Origin of the sequence: Clostridium novyi NT (assembly GCF_000014125.1) — a bacterium.
In the GTDB taxonomy this organism is placed as follows: Bacteria; Bacillota; Clostridia; order Clostridiales; family Clostridiaceae; genus Clostridium_H; species Clostridium_H novyi.
The window spans coordinates 1,036,599-1,057,764 of the sequence record NC_008593.1; the positions used below are offsets into that span (position 1 = coordinate 1,036,599).

Annotated in this window: 23 protein-coding genes; 20 read left to right on the plus strand and 3 right to left on the minus strand. The window is 29.1% G+C overall.

Features of this window, described 5'->3' with window-relative positions; genetic code table 11:
* Positions 1 to 2 precede the first annotated feature (2 nt).
* From NT01CX_RS04715 to NT01CX_RS04725, 3 genes are all read right to left on the minus strand, one after another.
* Positions 3 to 446: a GerW family sporulation protein gene (locus tag NT01CX_RS04715; RefSeq protein ID WP_011721904.1), complete on the minus strand. Its 444-nt coding sequence runs from the start codon at positions 444 to 446 to the stop codon at positions 3 to 5.
* A 64-nt stretch (positions 447 to 510) separates the two neighbouring features.
* Positions 511 to 1,050, minus strand: a complete 540-nt coding sequence (locus tag NT01CX_RS04720) for a hypothetical protein (RefSeq protein WP_011721905.1) — start codon at positions 1,048 to 1,050, stop codon at positions 511 to 513.
* 122 nt (positions 1,051 to 1,172) lie between these two features.
* Positions 1,173 to 2,546, minus strand: coding sequence for a YjiH family protein (locus NT01CX_RS04725; protein ID WP_011721906.1), 1,374 nt, complete (start codon positions 2,544 to 2,546; stop codon positions 1,173 to 1,175).
* Positions 2,547 to 2,745: 199 nt separating this feature from the next.
* Here NT01CX_RS04725 and NT01CX_RS04730 point away from each other — a divergent pair, with 199 nt between their 5' ends.
* From NT01CX_RS04730 to hisS, 20 genes are all read left to right on the plus strand, one after another.
* Entirely contained in the window at positions 2,746 to 3,114 is a 369-nt protein-coding gene (locus tag NT01CX_RS04730; protein WP_011721907.1) for a hypothetical protein, read from the plus strand.
* 81 nt (positions 3,115 to 3,195) lie between these two features.
* Entirely contained in the window at positions 3,196 to 4,041 is an 846-nt protein-coding gene (locus tag NT01CX_RS04735; RefSeq protein WP_011721908.1) for a ferritin-like domain-containing protein, read from the plus strand.
* 121 nt (positions 4,042 to 4,162) lie between these two features.
* Positions 4,163 to 4,786 carry a hypothetical protein gene (locus tag NT01CX_RS04740; protein WP_011721909.1) on the plus strand — a complete coding sequence of 208 codons (624 nt, stop codon included), beginning with the start codon at positions 4,163 to 4,165 and terminating at the stop codon, positions 4,784 to 4,786.
* 121 nt (positions 4,787 to 4,907) lie between these two features.
* Positions 4,908 to 5,510 (plus strand): Holliday junction branch migration protein RuvA, encoded by a 603-nt coding sequence (gene ruvA, locus NT01CX_RS04745; protein WP_039242971.1) that lies wholly within the window; start codon positions 4,908 to 4,910, stop codon positions 5,508 to 5,510.
* Between the two features lie 11 nt (positions 5,511 to 5,521).
* The gene (ruvB, locus tag NT01CX_RS04750) at positions 5,522 to 6,535 is read left to right on the plus strand and encodes a Holliday junction branch migration DNA helicase RuvB (protein ID WP_011721911.1); all 1,014 of its coding nucleotides are present in this window, start codon (positions 5,522 to 5,524) and stop codon (positions 6,533 to 6,535) included.
* A gap of 14 nt (positions 6,536 to 6,549) precedes the next feature.
* On the plus strand, positions 6,550 to 7,575 hold the full coding sequence (gene queA / locus NT01CX_RS04755; RefSeq protein ID WP_039242963.1) for a tRNA preQ1(34) S-adenosylmethionine ribosyltransferase-isomerase QueA: 1,026 nt from the start codon (positions 6,550 to 6,552) through the stop codon (positions 7,573 to 7,575).
* A 46-nt stretch (positions 7,576 to 7,621) separates the two neighbouring features.
* On the plus strand, positions 7,622 to 8,752 hold the full coding sequence (gene tgt / locus NT01CX_RS04760; protein ID WP_039242961.1) for a tRNA guanosine(34) transglycosylase Tgt: 1,131 nt from the start codon (positions 7,622 to 7,624) through the stop codon (positions 8,750 to 8,752).
* A 52-nt stretch (positions 8,753 to 8,804) separates the two neighbouring features.
* On the plus strand, positions 8,805 to 9,086 hold the full coding sequence (gene yajC / locus NT01CX_RS04765) for a preprotein translocase subunit YajC (RefSeq protein WP_011721914.1): 282 nt from the start codon (positions 8,805 to 8,807) through the stop codon (positions 9,084 to 9,086).
* A gap of 54 nt (positions 9,087 to 9,140) precedes the next feature.
* Positions 9,141 to 9,509 (plus strand): TIGR04086 family membrane protein, encoded by a 369-nt coding sequence (locus NT01CX_RS04770; RefSeq protein ID WP_011721915.1) that lies wholly within the window; start codon positions 9,141 to 9,143, stop codon positions 9,507 to 9,509.
* Positions 9,510 to 9,583: 74 nt separating this feature from the next.
* A complete protein-coding gene (gene scfA, locus NT01CX_RS04775) occupies positions 9,584 to 9,721 on the plus strand; it encodes a six-cysteine ranthipeptide SCIFF (RefSeq protein WP_003368166.1) in 138 nt (45 codons plus the stop codon).
* Positions 9,722 to 9,789: 68 nt separating this feature from the next.
* Positions 9,790 to 11,160: a thioether cross-link-forming SCIFF peptide maturase gene (gene scfB, locus NT01CX_RS04780; RefSeq protein WP_039224172.1), complete on the plus strand. Its 1,371-nt coding sequence runs from the start codon at positions 9,790 to 9,792 to the stop codon at positions 11,158 to 11,160.
* 90 nt (positions 11,161 to 11,250) lie between these two features.
* Positions 11,251 to 12,516, plus strand: coding sequence for a protein translocase subunit SecD (gene secD, locus NT01CX_RS04785; protein WP_011721917.1), 1,266 nt, complete (start codon positions 11,251 to 11,253; stop codon positions 12,514 to 12,516).
* 5 nt (positions 12,517 to 12,521) lie between these two features.
* Positions 12,522 to 13,391, plus strand: coding sequence for a protein translocase subunit SecF (gene secF / locus NT01CX_RS04790; RefSeq protein WP_011721918.1), 870 nt, complete (start codon positions 12,522 to 12,524; stop codon positions 13,389 to 13,391).
* A gap of 189 nt (positions 13,392 to 13,580) precedes the next feature.
* Positions 13,581 to 14,459, plus strand: coding sequence for a DHH family phosphoesterase (locus NT01CX_RS04795; RefSeq protein ID WP_011721919.1), 879 nt, complete (start codon positions 13,581 to 13,583; stop codon positions 14,457 to 14,459).
* Between the two features lie 39 nt (positions 14,460 to 14,498).
* Positions 14,499 to 15,017, plus strand: coding sequence for an adenine phosphoribosyltransferase (locus NT01CX_RS04800; protein WP_011721920.1), 519 nt, complete (start codon positions 14,499 to 14,501; stop codon positions 15,015 to 15,017).
* A 100-nt stretch (positions 15,018 to 15,117) separates the two neighbouring features.
* Complete coding sequence (locus NT01CX_RS04805; protein WP_011721921.1) at positions 15,118 to 17,307, plus strand: RelA/SpoT family protein; 2,190 nt, start codon at positions 15,118 to 15,120, stop codon at positions 17,305 to 17,307.
* Positions 17,308 to 17,361: 54 nt separating this feature from the next.
* Complete coding sequence (dtd, locus tag NT01CX_RS04810; protein ID WP_011721922.1) at positions 17,362 to 17,811, plus strand: D-aminoacyl-tRNA deacylase; 450 nt, start codon at positions 17,362 to 17,364, stop codon at positions 17,809 to 17,811.
* A gap of 26 nt (positions 17,812 to 17,837) precedes the next feature.
* A complete protein-coding gene (locus NT01CX_RS04815; RefSeq protein ID WP_011721923.1) occupies positions 17,838 to 18,437 on the plus strand; it encodes an MBL fold metallo-hydrolase in 600 nt (199 codons plus the stop codon).
* Positions 18,438 to 18,449: 12 nt separating this feature from the next.
* Complete coding sequence (locus NT01CX_RS04820; RefSeq protein WP_039242959.1) at positions 18,450 to 19,889, plus strand: coproporphyrinogen III oxidase; 1,440 nt, start codon at positions 18,450 to 18,452, stop codon at positions 19,887 to 19,889.
* 13 nt (positions 19,890 to 19,902) lie between these two features.
* Positions 19,903 to 21,153 carry a histidine--tRNA ligase gene (gene hisS / locus NT01CX_RS04825; RefSeq protein WP_011721925.1) on the plus strand — a complete coding sequence of 417 codons (1,251 nt, stop codon included), beginning with the start codon at positions 19,903 to 19,905 and terminating at the stop codon, positions 21,151 to 21,153.
* The last annotated feature ends 13 nt before the right edge of the window (positions 21,154 to 21,166 follow it).

The following is a 21,166-nucleotide window of genomic DNA, read 5'->3' on the forward strand; positions in this document are numbered from 1 at the left end:
TATTATTTATTTGCTTGTGTAGATGTGTTTTGTTGTGCACTTGCAGCTTGAGGTTGAGCATTTTGAGCTTGATTTTGAGAACCTACAACACCTTTTATGCTAGTTAAAACATTCGGAATTTTATCCATCATATCTTTAACATTCATGTTACTTTTTTGAGCTACAGGTAGCATAGATACGCAGTCTTTTTCTATAACAACAACAGCATCAGTAGCAATTTTAGCTCCTAGTCCTACACCTTCAGCAGGACAACTATTTGAAGATGCTGCTTTATCTTTAGGAGAATTGTTACCACTTCCATATCCTAAAGATACAGAGACTATAGGAACTAGAGTCTTATCTTGTACTGTTATTGGAGCTCCCATCATGCTTTCGGTTTTAACATAATCTTCAACCTTGCTAAATACAGTGTTCATATTATCTGAAAAATTATTATTTAAATGCATATAAAATCCTCCTTGATATATTAATTTAAGAATATATTAAATAAAATAATAAACTCATAATTTATTATTTATTAGCATAGGAAACATTTTTTGAAGAAGTATGAAATTTAGATTTCATCAGTTGAACCAATAAAAAAAACATATTTATTTCAATAACTCCTGTAGTATTAAAATAAGTTGTATCTGTAGTAAAATCAGGATAATTTAAAATATTATTTTTTAAAGCATTAATAGGAAGTATATTTATAATTCCACAAATAAATCCTGTTATTGAAGGATCTGAAAATCCATAGTGAGTTTCAAAGTCTATACTTTTTAATTTAAAGTTTTTTATGGAATCATATAAATTTCCATTGGAGTGTTTTTTTATAGTTAAAGGCTTACTTTTAAAAAGTTTTTTAAAAAGGTATATATCTAAAGTTACAATAGAGTTTTCATTAATATAAATTCTCCCTTCAAAAAAAGGATAAAACCAAGAAAAAATTATATTAAAATTTGGAAAATCTGTAGAATTCGCATTTAAGTATATTTTAATGGGAATTAGTGATACTAATAACATAATTATTAATAATATAATTAATAAAATAATACCAATTAAGTACATATAAACATCTCCTAAAGTAAGGTTATATTACTAGTATGGTATTTTAAATTTAAATTATTAAATTAAATTATGTTAAAAATAAAATAAACTAGAAACAAAATGTTTCTAGTTTATTTTATTTATTAAAAAATTATATGAGCTATTATTGTGATAATAGGAAGAGTTATTATAGTTCTCTCTAAGAATATTATAAACAATTCTTTAAAGTTAACAGGTATTTTTGATCCTATTAAAAGTCCTCCAACTTCAGACATATATATAAGTTGAGTTACTGATACTGCTGCGATTATAAAGCGAGTAAGTTCGCTTTTTACAGCTCCTGCAGCTATAACTGATGGTAAGAACATATCTGCAAATCCTACAACTAGTGTAGAAGAAGCTGCTTTTGCTTCGGGAATATGAAGAAGTTTTAAAAATGGTATAAATGGAGTTCCAAGCCATTGAAATATATTAGTATATGTAGCGATTACTAGTGCTAAAGTTCCAAGTGCCATAACAACAGGAGTAACACCAAGCCACATATCAAATACATTTTTAAATCCATCACCAAAGAATTTTTTTACATCGTTATTTTTATCAGCTTTTTCTGTAGCTTGTTTAAGTCCCCATGTAAAAGAAGAATACCCACTTGGTATAATTTCGCTTGTAGCAGATTTTTTATTATTAAAATAAGTATCTGGTTTTCTTGAAAGTGGAGGTATTCTAGGAGTAAGTAAGGCAGCTACAATACCTGCAAAAGTTACTGTTAAATAAAAAGGTAAAAACATATTTTGAAGACCAACTTGAGATAAAACAACTAGTGAAAAAGTTATAGATACAGCAGAAAAAGATGTACCTATTATAGAAGCTTCTCTTGCAGTGTAAAATCCATCTTCATATTGTTTGCTGGTAAGAAGTACACCTATAGTTCCATCTCCAAGCCATGATGCTATACAATCAACTGATGAACGTCCAGGTAAGTTAAATAGTGGTCTCATTATTTTAGTTAGTAGCGTACCAAAAAATTCAAGTAGTCCAAAGTCCAGTATTAGTGGTAAAAATAATCCGGCAAATAAGAATACTGCAAATAATACAGAAAGTAAACTATTTAATAAAAGTCCGCCAGTGTCATCAGAATAAATTATAGAACTTCCAAGTTTAAAATAAGTACAAATTACAAATATAGCTCCAAATAATCTAATTAAAAACCAAATAGTACTTATATTGAAAAGTTTATTTAAATATTCATTTTTTATTATAAATTTAGGTTTAAATAATTTCGTAACCAAAGTTAAGATTAGTGATACTGTAATAATCACTGTATTTATTAATGGTAAATAATTTTTAAGCAGTTCCTGTACTAATTTTGAAAAGTACGCAACTGGTATTGTCATATCTCCATTTATTTTTATAGGTGTCATAAATAATAAAACACCTATTATAGATGGTATTAAAAATTTTATATAAGACCTTAATAAATTATTATTTTTTGGTTTATCTTTAGTAAACTCAGACATAAAATCCTCCTTGAAATGAAAAAGTTGAAAACATAACAAATCAACTTGTAAAAATATTTTATATTTATGCATTTACATTTATAATAATACAAAACAATTACTTTTACAATAGATTATACATAGAAAATTAATTTAAAATACATGAAACATAAGCGATAAAAGGAAATAGTATATAGTAAATAGAAAAGGGTGATATATAATGTCATCTAAAAATAATTATTCAAATTTATCTAAAGAGTTATTAAAAAAAGCTTTAAGGCTAGATGAGCTAGGATCACAAATATTTTTACTTGGTCAAGGAATTTCTACATTTACAAAAAATGAGCAAATAAAATTAATGTCAGTTGTAATAAGCTTCACAGGAGGCGTTTTGCTTACAGTCTCAACTGTATTTGAATTTATACAGAATTATTTTAGTAAAAATCCTATTCCAAAGGAACTTAATTATAATAAACTTTTAGGAAGCATTATAGGTTTAATAAGTGCCATAATTTCTACAAAAACTATATTTGATATATATGATTTACATTTACCAAAAGAAGATGTAGAGGATACATCAATTGATTAAAGGAAATTTTGAACATGGTACAAGTTTTAATTGGAATTCATAGTATATTATGTATATTAAATTTTAGGAGGGAAAAATTTAATGGCATATATAAGAAATTATATGGATCCATATAATAATAATCAAGAGAAGTTAAAAGAAGCACTTTCTCTTATAAAAAGTTCTGTATCTGGGGAAAAAGAAGACGAAATGTTTTACGATTACTTAATTAGTTTAGCTCCTACGGACAAACAAAAAGATATAATTATTACCATAAGAGATGATGAACGAAAGCATAATAAAATGTTTAGAAATATTTATAAAGATATTACAGGAAAAGATGTTGTAATAGAAAAGGAAGAAAAGTTCGTTGAGCCTAAATCCTATATAGCTGGAGTAGAAAAGGCTTTATTTGGAGAATTAAGTGCTGTAGAAAAATACAGAAAGATAATGGCGGATCTTCCATATACAATTTATAGAGATATGGTATTTGAAATAATAACTGATGAAATAAAGCATGCTATAAAATATAATTATATTCTTTATTTAAATTGTTGTAAGAATAATAAAAAGAATATTATATGTAAGGATGAAAAAAAGTCTAAAAAGAAAAGAGAAGAAAGAAATAGGGAATTAAAGAAAAGAATAGATAAATTTGGAGAAAACATTACAGTTGCTAGTAATAATATGATTCTTCGTGCAAAACAAAAGGTTAAGGAAGAGAGAATAGTTGAAGACATAATAGTACCTGGTCTTGTTTTGGGAATAAAAAACAGTTATGTTGGAGTTGATAAAGAAAAACAAGATAAATTTAAAGTTGATATGAAACAGGAATTACTAGTGAATTATGTTGGAGAAGTCGTTGGAATTGCAATGGATAAAGTTAGAGAAAAAGTTGATTTAGATAAATTTGTTGAAGAATATGTAATACCAAATTTAATTAAATAGTTTTAGTTTTAAATCAGACTGCATTTTAAATGTGGTCTGATTTTTCTTTAATATTTATGAGATAAATGTGAATAAACTTTTTGTATTTGTCAAGAATGTCCTAATAAGGAAGGTGATATAAATGACCAATAAAAAAATTTTTATAACTATAAGTAGTGTTTTAATAGGTGTTACCCTAGTATTAGGATATTATATAGGAAAAAATGCACTATACAATAATAAAGGTAGAAAAATAGTTGCAAATGTTTCACAGAGTAATAAGGGAAATGAAGAAAATCTAAAAAAAGTAGTTAAGGATAATTGGGAGATATTATTCGAAGTATATGTAAATAAAAATAATAAAATAATGATTGAAAGAAGTAGAAGTGCAAAGGATGAATGTGTTCAAGGGAAAACAGTAGATGAAATAAAAAATAAATACAATAAATTAGGATATAAACTAAGAAATATTGATGGTAATAGAATAGAATTAGTAAGAACTTCTACAAAATACAAACCAGACAAGTATGTTATTTTATCTCAAAATAATGAAATAGTAATAGGAAAAACTAATTCTAATGGAAGTGTATTTGATGATAAAGGAGATATTATAGATAAAGAAGGTACTGGAGCTAATATAAATATGTTGAAAGAACAGGACATATCTAAAATAGTAAAAGGTGATAATTGTATGCAGTTTGATAATATTGAACAACTAAACTATAGTATAATGAATTTTGATATAAAATATGAAATGCCTGAATAAGGATTTCATATTTTATTTTGTTCTTTGAGACTAGAATTCTTGATAATTTAAAGGTAAAATGTTAAAGTATTATATATTGTATTTATATGGTGTTTATACGCAAATTTTAGGGGGTAGTATTTTGTTTGAATATATAAAAGGGACTTATATGGGTTTAAATAAAGATTATATAATAGTAGAGAGTAATAACATAGGATATAAAATATATACCTCTGGAAATACTATGGCGGGTATGCCAAATATAAACGAAAAAGTGAAGATTTATATAGAACAAATAGTGAGAGAAGATTTCATAGGCCTTTATGGATTTTTAAGAGAAGATGAAAGAGCTATGTTTAACTTATTATTAACTATAAGTGGAGTTGGAGCTAAGGCTGCTTTATCATTACTTTCAATTAGTAATGTGTCAAGCCTTAAAGTAGCTATTATGACAGAAGACTATAAAATGCTTACAAGGGCTCCTGGAATAGGGAAAAAAATTGCTCAAAGAATAACTTTAGAGCTTAAAGATAAAATCGAAAAAATCTATGCAGAAGATATAGAGGATGGAGAAAATATAAGCAAACTATCAATGGATACAGGAAGAAAATATGATGAGGCAATAGAGGCTTTAGTGGCATTAGGATTTACACAAAAAGAAGCTGAAAAGGCCCTTAAAAATATTGATATTAATAATACCATTGAACAAATAATAAAAGATAGTTTAAGATATCTTATGAGCTAGGGGGAATAAGTGTGGAGGATAGGATGGTATCTGCTTCTTATAAGAATGAAGACTTTGATGTGGAACATTCATTAAGACCAGAAAAACTTAGCGAATACATAGGACAGGATAAAGTTAAAGAAAAACTAAGCATTTTTACGAAAGCTGCAAAGATGAGAAATGAAGCACTAGACCATGTGCTTTTATATGGACCTCCTGGACTTGGAAAGACAACTTTAGCAAACATAATAGCAAGGGAAATGGGAGGAACTTTAAAAGTTACTTCAGGACCAGCTATTGAAAGACCAGGTGATATGGCGGCTATACTTACATCATTAAATGATTACGATGTGCTTTTTATAGATGAAATACATAGACTTAATAGAACTGTTGAGGAAATAATGTATCCAGCTATGGAGGATAACGTTCTTGACATTGTAATAGGAAAAGGTGCTGCAGCAAAATCAATAAGACTTGATTTGCCTAAATTCACTTTAATTGGTGCTACAACAAGGGTGGGGCTTTTAACTTCTCCTCTAAGAGATAGATTTGGCGTTTTAAGTGCCATGGAATTTTATAATGAGGATGAATTAAAAGAGATAATTTTGAGATCTTCAAAAATTTTGGGAGTAGTAACCACTGAAGAGGCAGCTTTTGAAATTGCAAGAAGGTCAAGAGGAACACCTAGAATAGCCAATAGACTTTTAAAAAGAGTAAGAGATTATTGTGATGTTAAAGGTGACGGTGTTATTGATATTAACATTGCAAAAAATGCTCTAAGTCTTTTAGAAATAGATGGGGAGGGATTTGATAAAATAGATAATAAGATTTTAGAGGCTATAATAGATAATTTTAAAGGCGGACCAGTAGGACTTGAAACATTAGCTTATTTTATAGGAGAAGAATTAGATACTATACAAGATGTATACGAACCATATCTTCTTCAAAAAGGATTTATAGTTAGAATGCCAAGAGGAAGAAAAGCTACGGAAAAAGCATATAGGCATCTAAAAAGAGAGTTTAAAGAGCAAACTAAGTTAACGTAAGAGGAGTGACAATTGTGAAAGTAAAAGACTTTGATTTTTATTTACCACAGGAGTTAATTGCGCAACATCCTATGGAAAAAAGAGATGAATCTAGATTAATGGTGGTAGATAGAAAAAGTGGACAGATTGAACACAAAATTTTTAGAGATATACTAGGATATTTAAATGAAGGTGATTGTTTAGTACTAAACAATACAAGAGTTCTTCCAGCAAGACTTATAGGTGAAAAAGAAAATACTGGCGGTAAGATAGAATTTTTGCTTTTAAGAAGAATTGAAGGAGATACTTGGGAGACTTTAGTTAAGCCAGGTAAAAAAGCTAAAATAGGTGCTAGATTTGTATTCGGTTCTGGAGAGTTAAAAGCAGAAGTAAAATCTATGGGTGAAGACGGAAGTAGAATAATTGAATTTGAATATGAAGGAATATTTGAAGAAGTTTTAGATAAACTTGGACAAATGCCACTTCCTCCATATATAACAGAAAGATTAGAAGACAAAGAAAGATATCAAACAGTATATTCAAAAGAAAAAGGTTCTGCTGCAGCTCCAACTGCTGGACTTCATTTTACAGAAGAACTTTTAAAAGAAATAAAAGAAAAGGGAATAAAAATTGCCTTTGTAACATTACATGTAGGACTTGGTACTTTTAGACCTGTTAAAGTAGAAAATATCGAAGAACATCATATGCATTCTGAGTATTATACAATGTCAAAGGAAACAGCAGACATTATAAATAATACAAAAGAAAATGGTGGAAAGATAATTGCTGTTGGTACTACATCATGTAGAACCCTTGAAACTATAGGAGATGAAGATGGAAAAGTTAGAGAAACTTCAGGATGGACTGATATTTTCATGTATCCTGGATATAAGTTTAAAGTAGTTGACAGATTAATTACTAATTTTCATCTACCACAATCAACACTTCTTATGCTAGTAAGTGCATTTTCAAGTAGAGAGAATATAATGAATGCATACAAAGAAGCCGTAAAAAACAAATATAGATTCTTTAGTTTTGGAGACGCTATGTTTTTAAAATAAAACATCTCAACACTAATATATATATTAATTGGAAGGAGAAAACAAAGTGTTCAAAGTACATAAAAAGGACGGAAATGCTAGAAGAGGGGAATTTATAACACCTCATGGAGTAATCCAAACTCCAGTATTTATGAATGTAGGTACACTTGCTGCAATTAAGGGAGCAGTATCTACTATGGATTTAAAGGATATAAGATGTCAAGTAGAGCTATCTAACACATATCATCTTCATTTAAGACCAGGTGATAAAGTTATAAAACAATTAGGTGGACTTCATAAATTTATGAATTGGGATAGACCAATACTTACAGACTCAGGTGGATTCCAAGTGTTCTCACTGGCAAAGATGAGAAAAATTAAAGAAGAAGGAGTATATTTCAGATCTCATATAGATGGTAGAAAAATATTTATGGGACCAGAAGAAAGTATGCAAATTCAAAGCAATTTAGCTTCAACTATTGCTATGGCATTTGATGAATGTGTTGAAAATCCAGCACCAAGAGAATATGTAGAAAAGTCGGTAGCAAGAACTACAAGATGGCTTGAAAGATGTAAAAAAGAAATGGATAGATTAAATTCATTAGATGATACAATAAATAAAAAACAAATGTTATTTGGAATAAATCAAGGTGGAGTTTATGATGATATAAGAATAGCTCATGCAAAAGAAATTGCGAAACTAGATTTAGATGGATATGCAATTGGTGGTCTTGCAGTTGGAGAAACTCACGAAGAAATGTATAGAGTTATAGAATCTGTAGAGCCATACCTTCCACAAGATAAACCAAGATATTTAATGGGAGTTGGTATTCCAAGTAATATATTAGAGGCAGTTTCAAGGGGAGTAGATTTCTTTGATTGTGTACTTCCAGCTAGAAACGGAAGACATGGTCATGTGTTTACTAAATATGGTAAAATAAATTTATTAAATGCTAAATTTGAATTAGACACAAAACCAATTGATGAGGGTTGTGATTGTCCAGCATGCAGACATTATTCAAGGGCTTATATAAGACATTTATTTAAAGCTAAAGAAATGCTTGCTATGCGTCTTTGTGTATTACATAATTTATATTTCTATAATAAACTTATGGAAGATATAAGAGATGCAATAGATGGTGGATATTTTAACGACTTTAAAGAACAAAAATTAGAAGAATGGGGAGGAAGAGCTTAGGACTTTTTCTCACAATATAAGAGTGAATTATATAAGTTAAGGAGGTGTAAGTATGCCAAAGGGTCTTGGTACTATAATACCGTTTATATTTATGATAGTTATACTTTATGCAGTTATTTTAATTCCAGAAAAGAAGAGAAAAACAAAGTACAAATCAATGTTAGATAATCTAAAAGTAAATGATGAGATTATAACTAGAGGTGGAATTGTAGGGAAGATTGAAAGAATTCATGAAGATTTCTTTATAATTTCAACAGGTCCAGATAAGGTTAAATTAAAGTTAACTAGAAATGGCGTAGGAATGGTTTTAGAGAAAAAGGAAGAAATAATATAAGTAATAAAATACCTCCTAAAAACATAAATATTAGTTAAATGGGAGGTGTTTTAATTGGAAAGCAGGGGTAATGCGGTTTACATTGGACAAGGAGTTTTAAGAAGTTTCTTTTTAACACTGACAATGCTAATAGTTTACTCTATAGTAACATATTTTACTAAGTTTAATCCTAAAGTAGATTCTGTATTTTTTGTAGTTGTAACAGCTTTTAGTGTTATGTATGGTACTTTATATGCTGTAAAGAAAATAAAGAAAAAAGGATGGATAACTGGACTTTTAGTTTCTATATTTTATATACTTATAGTATTTTTAGTATCAGCTATAAATGGTAGAGGATTTGCAATATCAAGTCTTACAATATTAAGAATGTTTCTTGCTATTTTTGTAGGAACTTTATCAGGAATGCTTGGAGTAAATATATAAATTGGCTTTATTTAATAAGTAAACTATGATATAATCTTACAGGATAATTTTATAATGGGAATGGAGGAAGTGCTATGAAACATATAAAGACAGTAAACAAAAAAAACATAAAAGAAAGTTTAAATAGACCAGGATGTAAAGAATGTGCTAACTCATGTCAATCAGCATGTAAAACATCTTGCACAGTTGCTAATTTAGCTTGTGAAAACTAATAAAAACTAGCATTAACTAAGCAGTAACTAAGGTTACTGCTTTACGTTTATATAAGGAGGAAAAAAAATTGGCTTTAATTCATAAATTTATTCAAGATGGACAATATTTCGTTTTAGATGTAAATACAGGTGCTGTACATATAGTGGACGAGCTAGTTTATGATTTACTAGATGATGAAGCTTTAAAATCACAAGAAGAACTTATAAAGGAATTTAAAAATAAATATTCAGAAGAAGAAATAAAAGAGGTTTATTCTGAAATAGTAGAACTTAAAAAAGAAGGATACTTATATTCAGAAGATACTTATGAAGAAATCGCAAGAAATAGTATGAAGTCTAAGGACTTTATAAAGGCACTATGTCTTAATGTAACACATGATTGTAATTTAAGATGTAAATATTGCTTTGCTGATGAAGGAAAGTATCATGGTGCAAGAAAAGTTATGTCACCTGAAGTTGGAAAAAAAGCCATAGACTTTGTAATAGCTCACAGTGGTCCAAGAAAAAATATAGAAGTTGACTTATTTGGTGGAGAACCTTTAATTGCTATAAAAGAAATAAAAGAAATAATAGCATATGCTAGAGAACAAGAAAAAATTCATAATAAAGTTATAAGATTTACAATGACAACTAATGCTCTTCTATTAAATGATGAAATAATGGAATATATGGATAAAGAAATGGGAAATATAGTATTGAGCATAGATGGAAGAAAAGAAGTTAATGACAATACTAGAATCAGAGTAAATGGAAGCGGAACATATGATGCTATACTTCCAAAGATAAAAGAAATGGTAGATAAAAGAGATAAATCTAAACAGTATTATGTAAGAGGAACATTTACAAGAGATAATACTGATTTTTATTATGACGTAAAACACTTAGCAGATTTAGGTTTTGAAGAAGTATCAGTTGAACCAGTTGTACTTCCAGATGAACATGAACTTTCTCTAAGAGAAGAAGATTTACCTACAATATTTGAAAACTATGATTTACTATATAAAGATATGCTTAAAAGATATGAAGAAAATAGAGAGTTTAAATTCTATCACTTTAACATAGATCTTCAAGGAGGACCATGTGTATATAAGAGAATATCTGGATGTGGAGCAGGTCACGAATATATAGCTGTAACTCCAGATGGAGAAATATATCCATGTCATCAGTTTGTTGGAAATGAAGACTTCAAAATAGGAACAATCTATGATGAAGATGAAAAATTAAACTTTGACATTGCAAAACAATTTAAAGAAGCTCATATTTACAATAAACCACAATGTAGAGATTGCTGGGCTAAATTCTATTGCAGTGGTGGATGTCAAGCAAATAATTACAATTTCAATGGAGATATACATAAACCATATGAAATTGGATGTAAGATGCAGAAAAAAAGGATAGAATGTGCTATTGCCCTAAAAGCAACTAAAATGGATAAATAGTTCAAAAAATGCCTGTTATTGACTATAGCATCTAAAAGTAATATAATAATGTATTATGCGTGAAAAAGATGCTTTCAAAGGGGGATAAACATGAGAAACGGAAGAAACGCTAAATCCCAAAAAAACAAAAGCATAGCACTTTTTGTTGCGGTGGTAGTTGCCATAGGTATATTAGCATATGGCGGTTTTTTTGGAATAAAAAATATTTGTGGCTACAGAGTAAAACCCTTTAGTGAGTCTATAAATAAAGGACTTGACCTTCAAGGGGGTATATCTGTATTAGAAGAAGTCAAAGGTAAAGATGTTAGTAATGAAACTATAGAAAGAACCATAGAATTACTTTCTATGAGAGTTAACCCTGAAGGGGTTAAGGAAACTTCCGTTCAAAGGGAAGGAAAAAACAGAATTAGAATTGAAATTCCAGGAGAATTTGATTCTAAAAAGGTGCTAGAAAGCATAGGTAAAACTGGTAAACTTGAATTTAAAGGTCCAGATGGTAAGGTTATTTTAACAGGAGCAGATGTTAAAGACGCAACAGCATATTATGATGATATGCAAAAACCTACAATAGGACTAGAACTTAAAGCTGACGGGGCTAAAAAGTTTGCAGAAGCAACTCAAAAATTCTTAGGAAAAAGAATAACAATTTACATGGATGGAGAAGTTCTAACTAGTCCTAATGTTCAATCAGTAATTACTGGTGGAAAAGCTACAATTACTGGAAGTTCTTCTTTAGAAGAAGCAAAGCATCAAGCAAGTGTAATAAAATCAGGAGCTCTTCCTGTAAGCCTAGAAGCAGTTGAATTTAAAACTGTAGGTGCAACTTTAGGTGCAAATGCATTACCTTTAAGCATAAAAGCAGGAGCCATTGGTATAGGATTAGTATTAATATTTATGCTTTTATACTACAGGGGACCAGGACTTATGGCAGATATCGCTTTAATATTCTATGTATTAATTGTACTTGGAACATTTGTTGCGGTTAAAGCTACATTAACTTTATCAGGAATCGCAGGATTCTTGCTTACTGTTGGTATGGCAGTAGATGCCAATGTTCTTATATTTGAAAGAATAAAAGAAGAATTAAAGCTTGGAAAAAGTTTGAAAGTAGCAGTAGATGCTGGATTTAATAGAGCACTATCATCTATTTTAGATTCTAATATAACAACAATAATAGCAGGTGTTGTACTTTATTATTTAGGATCAGGTGCTGTTAAAGGATTTGCCCTTACTCTTATGATAGGTATAGTATTAAGTATATTTACCGCTCTTACAGTAACAAGAATGTTAATAAAATTAGGTATGAATATGGGATTATTAAGCAAAGCTTCCCATTTTGGCGTTAAAAGGGGGTAAGGTAAATGCTTAAAATTATAGAGAAAACTAAAATATGGTTTGCTATATCCTTAACAGTAATAATACTTGGTATGGTTTGTTTAGGAGTAAAGGGATTAAATTATGGTATCGACTTTAAAGGTGGTACTGTAGTTACTATAGAAATGGGAAAAAACTTTAATCAAAAGACTAAAGAAGAAGCAGATAAGATAATTAAAAAATACGATCCAGCAGCGTCAAGTTACATAGCTAATGAAACTCAACTAGAAATAAAAAGCAATAACTTAGAAAGCAACTCTATAAACAAAATGTTTGGAGAGTTAAAAACTAAGTATAAATTAAAAGATACTGCATTAGTATCTCAAAACAATGTTGGACCTTCAGTAGGTAATGAACTTAAGAAGAAAGCAGCTGGAGCATTAGTAATTGCAACAATTGCAATGCTTATATATATAGGATTTAGATTTGAAATTAAATTTGGTATAGCAGCAATACTAGCATTGCTTCACGACATATTAATAACTTTAGGAGTATATGCATTTACTCAAATACCAATAAATACTCCATTTATAGCAGGTATGCTGACCATAGTAGGATATTCTATCAATGATACTATAGTTATTTTTGATAGAATAAGAGAAAACAGAAGAAAATTAAGAGGAAGAAATATAATTGAAATTGTAAATGTTAGTATTACTCAAACTATGTCAAGATCTATAAATACAGTTCTTACAACATTATTTACAATAGTTTCAGTTTATATATTTGTACCTTCTGTTAGAGACTTTACATTCCCATTAATAATAGGAATAGTAAGTGGAGCATATTCTTCAATATTTATAGCAAGTCCAATTTGGGTTTTATTAAGAAAATTTGGAAATAAAAAAGAAGAATAATATTAAAGAATAAAAAATATAATATAAAGAAAAAGCTAATTCCAGTTGGAGTTAGCTTTTTTTATATATTATTACAAAATAACACTACAATTAATGACATATTGTATTATTAAGAAAAAAATATTTGTAATAATTAAGAATTTAAATTATAATATTATTTGCTTCCTATAAATTTTGGGGGATTGTAATATGAAAAACGACTATTCTTGTAAAAATTTTTTAAACTTAATAAATATAAATAATTCATTTCCTTTAATAAAAGTAAATGAAGCTTCAAAGCGAATTAGTAGAGCTGTAAATAAGAGAGAAAAAATAGTTATTTGTGGTTCTTATGATTTGGACGGAATAACAAGCGTTTCATTACTTATATTAATACTTAAGTATCTAAATGCGGATGTAGAATATTATATACCTGATACCCTACAAAAAGGAGATACATTTAATTGTGATATTATAGAAAATCATATAAAATTATTAGGAGCAAGTTTGATTATAACAGTAGGGTGTGGAATTAATTCTATAGAAGAAGTAGAACTATGTAGAAGCCTTGGAATAGACATAATAATTACAGACTATCATAGGCCTAAAGGAAATATACCAAATACTATAGTTGTAGATCCTAATGATGGTTTATCTAAATACTCTTTTAAAAATTTCAATGCCGTTGGAATTGCTTATAAATTAGCAGAGTCTATAGCTGAACATTATCATGTTAAGTGCATAGAAAAGTATTTGGATTTAGTGGCGCTAGGCATAGCATCTAGTGATGTTCCTCTAGTAGGGGAAAATTTAGATATGTTAAAAAAAGGAATGAGTTATATAACAGATAGCAACAATCATGGGATAAAGGCTTTAACTGAAATAAATAATATAGAGTATATAGATTTCTTGACTTTGAAAAAAATGTGCAAAATGGTGATGCCTAAAGTAAATGCAGTTGGCAGAATGGATGATGCAAGAATAGTGGTAGAACTTTTTACTACTGCCGATAGTGAAAGAGCAAGAAGGATAGCAAAGTATATAAATAAAAAGAATGAATTTGAGTTAAAAAAAGTAATGATTAAGTAATATGTACATAGATATTCATAATGCATAGGGGGAATACAAGTGAATTTAAAAGAAAAAATTAGAGTTATTGAAGGATTTCCAAAGGAAGGAATAAGTTTTAAGGATATAACTACAGTATTAAACGACAAAGAAGCACTTAAATACACAGTAGATGCTATAGTTGAACATTTAAAAGATAAAAATGTAGATGTAGTAGTAGGACCTGAAGCTAGAGGATTTTTATTTGGAACACCAGTAGCGTATGCATTAGGTGCAGCATTTGTTCCTGTAAGAAAAAAGGGAAAGCTTCCATGTGAAACAATTAGTTCTGAATATGATTTAGAATATGGTAGTGATGTACTACAAATTCATAAGGATGCAATAAAAAAAGGTCAAAAGGTTGCTATAGTTGATGATTTACTTGCAACTGGTGGAACTATGAATTCTGTAATTGAAATGATTGAAAAATTAGGTGGAGAAGTTGTAAGTGTTGATTTCTTAATTGAACTTACAGATTTAAAGGGAAGAGAAAAAATAGGAAACTATGATATAATGTCATTAGTTCAATATGATATATAATAAGGTTTTTATTGCAAATTTCTACACCATATTATATAATGTTTATAAAAAATGTTAGCTGGTTATATAAACCAGCTTTTGATTTTAGGAGAGAATTTATATGCTTGAAGATTTATTACAAAAAATAGATGAAAATTGTAATAATGTAAATAAAGATATAATCATTAAAGCTTACAATTATGCTAAAGATGCCCATAAGGCACAAAAGAGAATTTCAGGGGAACCTTATATTATTCACCCTGTAGAAGTTGCTTGCATTTTAGCTGAAATGGGACTTGATGAAAATACCATTGCTGCAAGTTTACTTCATGATGTAATTGAGGACACAGATTATACATATGAAGATGTAGAGAAAGAGTTTAATCGTGAAGTTGCAAATTTAGTTGAGGGTGTAACTAAACTTGGAAAAATAAAATTTAAGACCAAGGAAGAGCAGCAATCTGAAAATGTGAGAAAAATGCTTCTTGCTATGACTAAAGATATAAGAGTTATCTTAATAAAACTTGCAGATAGACTTCATAATATGAGAACTCTTAAATACATGACGGTAGAAAAACAAAAAGAAAAAGCTAAAGAAACTTTAGATATTTATGCACCGCTTGCTCATAGACTAGGTATATCTAAAGTTAAGTGGGAACTTGAAGATTTAGCTTTAAGATATTTAAATCCTAACGAATATTATGATTTAGTTAGAAAAGTGGCTGAAAAGAGAAAAGAAAGAGAAGAGTACATAGAAAGAATAATACATGAATTAAAAGAAAAATTAGATGAGGCTGGTATTAAATCTGAAATAGAAGGAAGACCTAAACATTTCTATAGTATATACAGAAAAATGGTTGTAAAAAATAAAACTATAGATCAAATATTTGACTTAACAGCTGTTAGAATTTTAGTTGAAGATGTTAAGGATTGTTATGCAGTTTTAGGTATGGTTCATACTATGTATAAACCTATTCCAGGAAGATTTAAAGATTACATAGCTATGCCAAAGCCTAATATGTATCAGTCACTTCACTCTACAGTTATAGGACCTCAAGGAAAGCCTTTTGAAATACAAATAAGAACATATGAGATGCATTATACCTCTGAATATGGTATTGCAGCTCATTGGAAGTATAAAGAAGGTGGAAAAAATTCAGATAGTGACTTTGAAGCTAAACTTGCTTGGCTTAGAGAAGTATTAGAGTGGCAAAGAGAAACTTCAAATCCAGAAGAATTTATGGAAGACTTCAAAATAGATATGTTTTCAGATGAAGTTTTTGTATTTACACCAAAAGGCGATGTTATAAACCTTCCTTCTGATTCTACACCTATAGATTTTGCTTATAGAATCCATACGGATATAGGTCATAGATGTATAGGAGGAAAAGTAAATGGTAGAATAGTTCCTCTTGACTATCATTTAAAAACAGGAGAAATAGTTGAAGTTTTAACATCTCCAACTCCAAAGGGACCTAGTATAAGCTGGCTTAATCTAACAAAGAGTAATCAAGCTAAATCTAAAATAAAGTCATGGTTTAAAAAAGAAAAAAGACATGATAACATTGAAAAAGGAAAAGAACTTGTTGAGAAGGAAGCAAAACGACAAGGGATTAATTTTGGAAAAATAGCTAAAGGAAATAACCTTGAGTCTATTTTCAAAAAATACAATTTTCATAATTTAGATGATTTATACGTAGCTGTTAGCATAGGTGGAATTACGGCAGCGGCTATAGTTAATAAATTAATAGGCCACATAAAGAGTCAAGAAAGAGAAGAACATAAAGAGAACGAGACTATAGAGGATATTAAAGAGCAATTAAAGAATACAACAGTTAAGAAAAAGAAAAAAAGTTCTCCAGGAATTAAAGTAAAGGGAATTGATAATGTAATGATTAGATTTTCAAAATGTTGCAATCCCGTTCCAGGAGATCCTATAATAGGATATATAACTAAGGGTAGAGGAGTATCTGTCCATAGACAAGACTGCAAAAATGTAAAATCTTTAATAGTAAATGACGGAAATAGAATTGTAGATGTTGCTTGGGAAGATGAAAATACAAGAAAAAGTGAATATATTACTGAAATAGAAGTTAAGTCAGAGGACAGAACAGGACTACTTGCTGAGCTTATGGAAGCAATTATTCAAACAAAGATAGATTTATATGCTATAAATGCTCAACCTACAAAGGCTGATATGGTTATAATAACTATTAAATTTAGAATATCAGATGTTAATAAATTAAAAGAAGTTATGAGAAAAATAAGAAAGTTACAAGGGGTAATTGCAGTATATAGAACTAAGAGTTAGTTCTATATACTTCATTTTTAGGTATAAGAAAATTTTAAAAAAAGGTGTATTATTATGAGAGCTATTGTACAAAGAGTTAAGGAATCTAGTGTATCTGTAGATGGAAAGACAATAGGTGAAATAAAAAAAGGTTTTACTGTGCTTGTTGGAATATCTAAAGATGATACAATAGAAGATGTTAAGTATTTAAAAAAGAAAGTTGTTAATTTACGAGTTTTTGAAGATGAAAATGGAAAACTAAATAAGTCTTTAAAGGATGTAGATGGAGAGCTTTTGATTATTTCTCAATTTACTTTATACGGAGATTGCAGAAAAGGAAATAGACCTAGCTTTATTGAGGCTCTAGGTGGAGAAGATGCAAAAAAGCTTTATTTAGATTTTATTGACATGTGTAAAGAAGAAATTAACAATGTACAGACTGGTGAATTTGGAGCAGATATGCTTGTAAGCATAAAAAATGATGGTCCTGTTACACTAATGATAGATAGTAAAAAAGAATTCTAAATTATTAATGTAAGGGAGATAGTATTATGAAAATAAAAAGAATTCCTGCAGGAATGTATGGAGCTAACTGTTATATATTAATAGATGGTAATGAAGGATGTATAATAGATCCAGGTGGAGATGCAGATATGTTAATAAGAAATATAGATGCACTTAACATAGATGTAAAATTTATATTATTAACTCATGGACATATGGATCACACTGGAGGAGTTCAGGAATTAAAAGATAGATACAATGTTCCTGTATATATAAATGAAAATGATCTAGAATTAATGAGAAAACATTCTCAAGTATTTGGTCCTATATGGAATGAAACAGAAGAAGACAAAACTATTAAAGACGGGGATGTTTTAAAACTTGGAAATTTAGAAATTAAATGTTTAGAAACACCTGGCCATACACCAGGAGGAATGAGTTTTGTAGTTAAAGATGTAGTGTTTACTGGTGATACATTATTCCGTGGTTCTGTAGGAAGAACAGACTTCCCAGGGGGAGATCACAGTGCACTAATAAGAAGCATAAAAGAAAAACTTATAGTTCTTGATGATGACACAGTTGTGCTTCCAGGGCATGAAGGTGAAAGTAATATAAAGTTTGAAAAACAATACAATCCCTTCCTTTAAGAATAGGGGTGTATAGTAGTGAAAATATATATAAACGATGAAAAGTATAGATATGATGTTTATCATATCTTTGAACTATTTTATAGCTTTACTCAGATGGAGTTTGAATTTGAGTCCAAGGAAAATTGTGATTATATATTAAATGTATCAGAAAAACAACTTTCTATAGCAAATTCAGAGGGAGAAGAAAAGATATTTAATTTAGAAAGTTCAATGACATTTAAACATGAGTTTAGAAAAAGTATGTTTAAATATCTAGAGTCAAAAACATCAAAAGAATTACCTTGGGGTATTTTAATAGGAATTAGACCTACAAAGATTGTTCTAGATATGATGGACGAGGGACTTTCTGAAGAAGAAATAATAAAAACTCTTCAAGAAGAATACTTTGCAAGGTTAGATAAAGCTAAACTTTGTATAAATATAGCTAAAGCAGAGAGAGCTAGAGTTAATAAAGACCCTAAAAATATAAGCATATATATAGGTATGCCGTTTTGTCCAACAACTTGTCTTTATTGCTCATTTGCATCAAATCCTATAGCTGGAAGAAACACTTCTAAGATGGTAGAACCATATTTAGAAAAATTAAATGAAGAAATAGACATAATAAAAGAATTTATAGATAAAAAAGGACTTAATATAGAGTGTGTATACTTTGGTGGAGGAACTCCTACATCTATAAATGAGAATCAGTTTGAGAACTTAATAAAAAAAGTACATGAAAGTTTTATAAGTGGTAGAAAGGTTAAAGAATTTAATGTGGAATGTGGAAGACCTGACAGCATAACAGAAGGTAAGCTTAAAACTATGAAAAAGTACAATGTTTCTAGAATAAGTATAAATCCGCAAACTATGAATGAAGATACTCTAAAACTTATAGGAAGACATCATACAGTAGAAGATATTATAGAGAAGTTCAATATGGCTAGAAAAATAGGATTTGACAATATAAATATGGACATAATAGTAGGACTTCCAAATGAAACATTAAATCATATAGAGAATACATGCACAGAAATTTTAAAGCTTAAACCAGATAGTTTAACTGTTCATGGTATGTCAATTAAAAGAGGTTCTAAACTATACGAAGAAATATACATAGATAAGGTTAGAATTTTAGAGCAAAATAGCTTAAATGAAATGTATGAAAGAACTTCTAAACTTGCAGAAGAACTTAATATGAAGCCATATTACATGTATAGACAAAAGAACATGGTAGGACATATGGAGAACGTAGGTTACTGCACTGCAGGAAAAGAAGGACTTTATAATATAGAAATGATAGAAGATAAGCAAACAATAATAGCACTTGGAGCAGATGCTGTAACAAAGGTTGTTTACTTAGATAATAATAAAATAGAGCGTTTTGGAAATCTTAAAGATGTTAAAGAGTACCTATTAAGATTTGATGAAAAAATGCAAGGTAAAATGGAATTACTTAATACGATATAAGGAGCGTGAAGCTATGGCAATCCAAGCACCAAAAGGTACTAAAGATTTATTACCTATGGATTCATATAAATGGCACTACATTGAAGATAAATTAAAAAAATTAGCTGCAGAGTATGCATTAAAAGAAATAAGAACTCCTGCATTTGAACATACAGAATTATTTGAAAGAGGAGTTGGAGAAACAACTGATGTAGTACAGAAGGAAATGTACACTTTTAAAGATAAAGGTGATAGAAGTATTACATTAAAACCAGAAGGAACAGCACCAGCGGCTAGAGCATTTATAGAAAATGGATTATTTAATGAAGCACTTCCTATAAAAATGTTTTATTTTACTCCAGTTTTCAGATACGAAAATGTTCAAAAGGGAAGACTTCGTGAACATCACCAATTTGGAGTTGAAGTATTTGGTTCAACAGAAGCTTCAGTTGATGCTGAACTTATAGGTCTTGCAATGAGAGCCTTTAAGGAATTTAGAATAGATAATTTAGAATTAAACATAAATAACATAGGATGTCCAGAATGTAGAAAGAAGTATAACGATGCATTAAGAGAATACTTTAGAGAATCATATGATGAGTTATGTGATACTTGTAAAACTAGATTTGAAAGAAATCCTATGAGACTTTTAGATTGTAAAAATAAAAAGTGCAAAGAAATAGGAAAAGATGCACCTGTAATATTAGACTATGTATGTGATGATTGCAGTAATCACTTTGAAAATTTAAAGACATATCTTGATAGTCTTAATATTAAATACAAAGTTAATCCATATATAGTTAGAGGACTTGATTACTACACTAAAACAGTATTTGAAATAATAAATAATGATATAACTGTTTGTGGTGGTGGAAGATATAATGGACTTATAGAACAAATAGGAGGAAAACCTACACCAGCTGTTGGTTTTGGTATGGGTATTGAAAGACTTATACTAACTCTTATGGAAAACAATATAGAAATTCCAAAGCCAAAGGAAATGGATATATTCATAGGTTCTATGGGTGACAATGGTAAGATTGAAGCTTTTAAATTAGTAAATGCTTTAAGAACAAAAGGATTAAAAGCAGAATGTGATCATATGAATAAGTCTGTTAAAGCTCAAATGAAATATGCAAACAAAATAGATGCATCATACAGTATGATCATAGGAGATACAGAAATAGAAGAGAAAAAAGCAAACCTTAAAAGAATGGAAGATGGACAGCAATTTGAAGTTTCACTAAATAATTTAGATGAAATAGCATCAATGATTTTAAAGTAAAAAGGGAGGAATA

Excerpts from the sequence above, each read along its gene's own strand:
- NT01CX_RS04715 (WP_011721904.1), bottom strand. The coding sequence starts at position 446 with ATGCATTTAAATAATAATTTTTCAGATAATATGAACACTGTATTTAGC.
- NT01CX_RS04720 (WP_011721905.1), bottom strand. The coding sequence starts at position 1,050 with ATGTACTTAATTGGTATTATTTTATTAATTATATTATTAATAATTATG.
- NT01CX_RS04725 (WP_011721906.1), bottom strand. The coding sequence starts at position 2,546 with ATGTCTGAGTTTACTAAAGATAAACCAAAAAATAATAATTTATTAAGG.
- NT01CX_RS04730 (WP_011721907.1), top strand. The coding sequence starts at position 2,746 with ATGTCATCTAAAAATAATTATTCAAATTTATCTAAAGAGTTATTAAAA.
- NT01CX_RS04735 (WP_011721908.1), top strand. The coding sequence starts at position 3,196 with ATGGCATATATAAGAAATTATATGGATCCATATAATAATAATCAAGAG.
- NT01CX_RS04740 (WP_011721909.1), top strand. The coding sequence starts at position 4,163 with ATGACCAATAAAAAAATTTTTATAACTATAAGTAGTGTTTTAATAGGT.
- yajC (WP_011721914.1), top strand. The coding sequence starts at position 8,805 with ATGCCAAAGGGTCTTGGTACTATAATACCGTTTATATTTATGATAGTT.
- scfA (WP_003368166.1), top strand. The coding sequence starts at position 9,584 with ATGAAACATATAAAGACAGTAAACAAAAAAAACATAAAAGAAAGTTTA.
- secD (WP_011721917.1), top strand. The coding sequence starts at position 11,251 with ATGAGAAACGGAAGAAACGCTAAATCCCAAAAAAACAAAAGCATAGCA.
- secF (WP_011721918.1), top strand. The coding sequence starts at position 12,522 with ATGCTTAAAATTATAGAGAAAACTAAAATATGGTTTGCTATATCCTTA.
- NT01CX_RS04795 (WP_011721919.1), top strand. The coding sequence starts at position 13,581 with ATGAAAAACGACTATTCTTGTAAAAATTTTTTAAACTTAATAAATATA.
- NT01CX_RS04805 (WP_011721921.1), top strand. The coding sequence starts at position 15,118 with ATGCTTGAAGATTTATTACAAAAAATAGATGAAAATTGTAATAATGTA.
- dtd (WP_011721922.1), top strand. The coding sequence starts at position 17,362 with ATGAGAGCTATTGTACAAAGAGTTAAGGAATCTAGTGTATCTGTAGAT.
- NT01CX_RS04815 (WP_011721923.1), top strand. The coding sequence starts at position 17,838 with ATGAAAATAAAAAGAATTCCTGCAGGAATGTATGGAGCTAACTGTTAT.
- hisS (WP_011721925.1), top strand. The coding sequence starts at position 19,903 with ATGGCAATCCAAGCACCAAAAGGTACTAAAGATTTATTACCTATGGAT.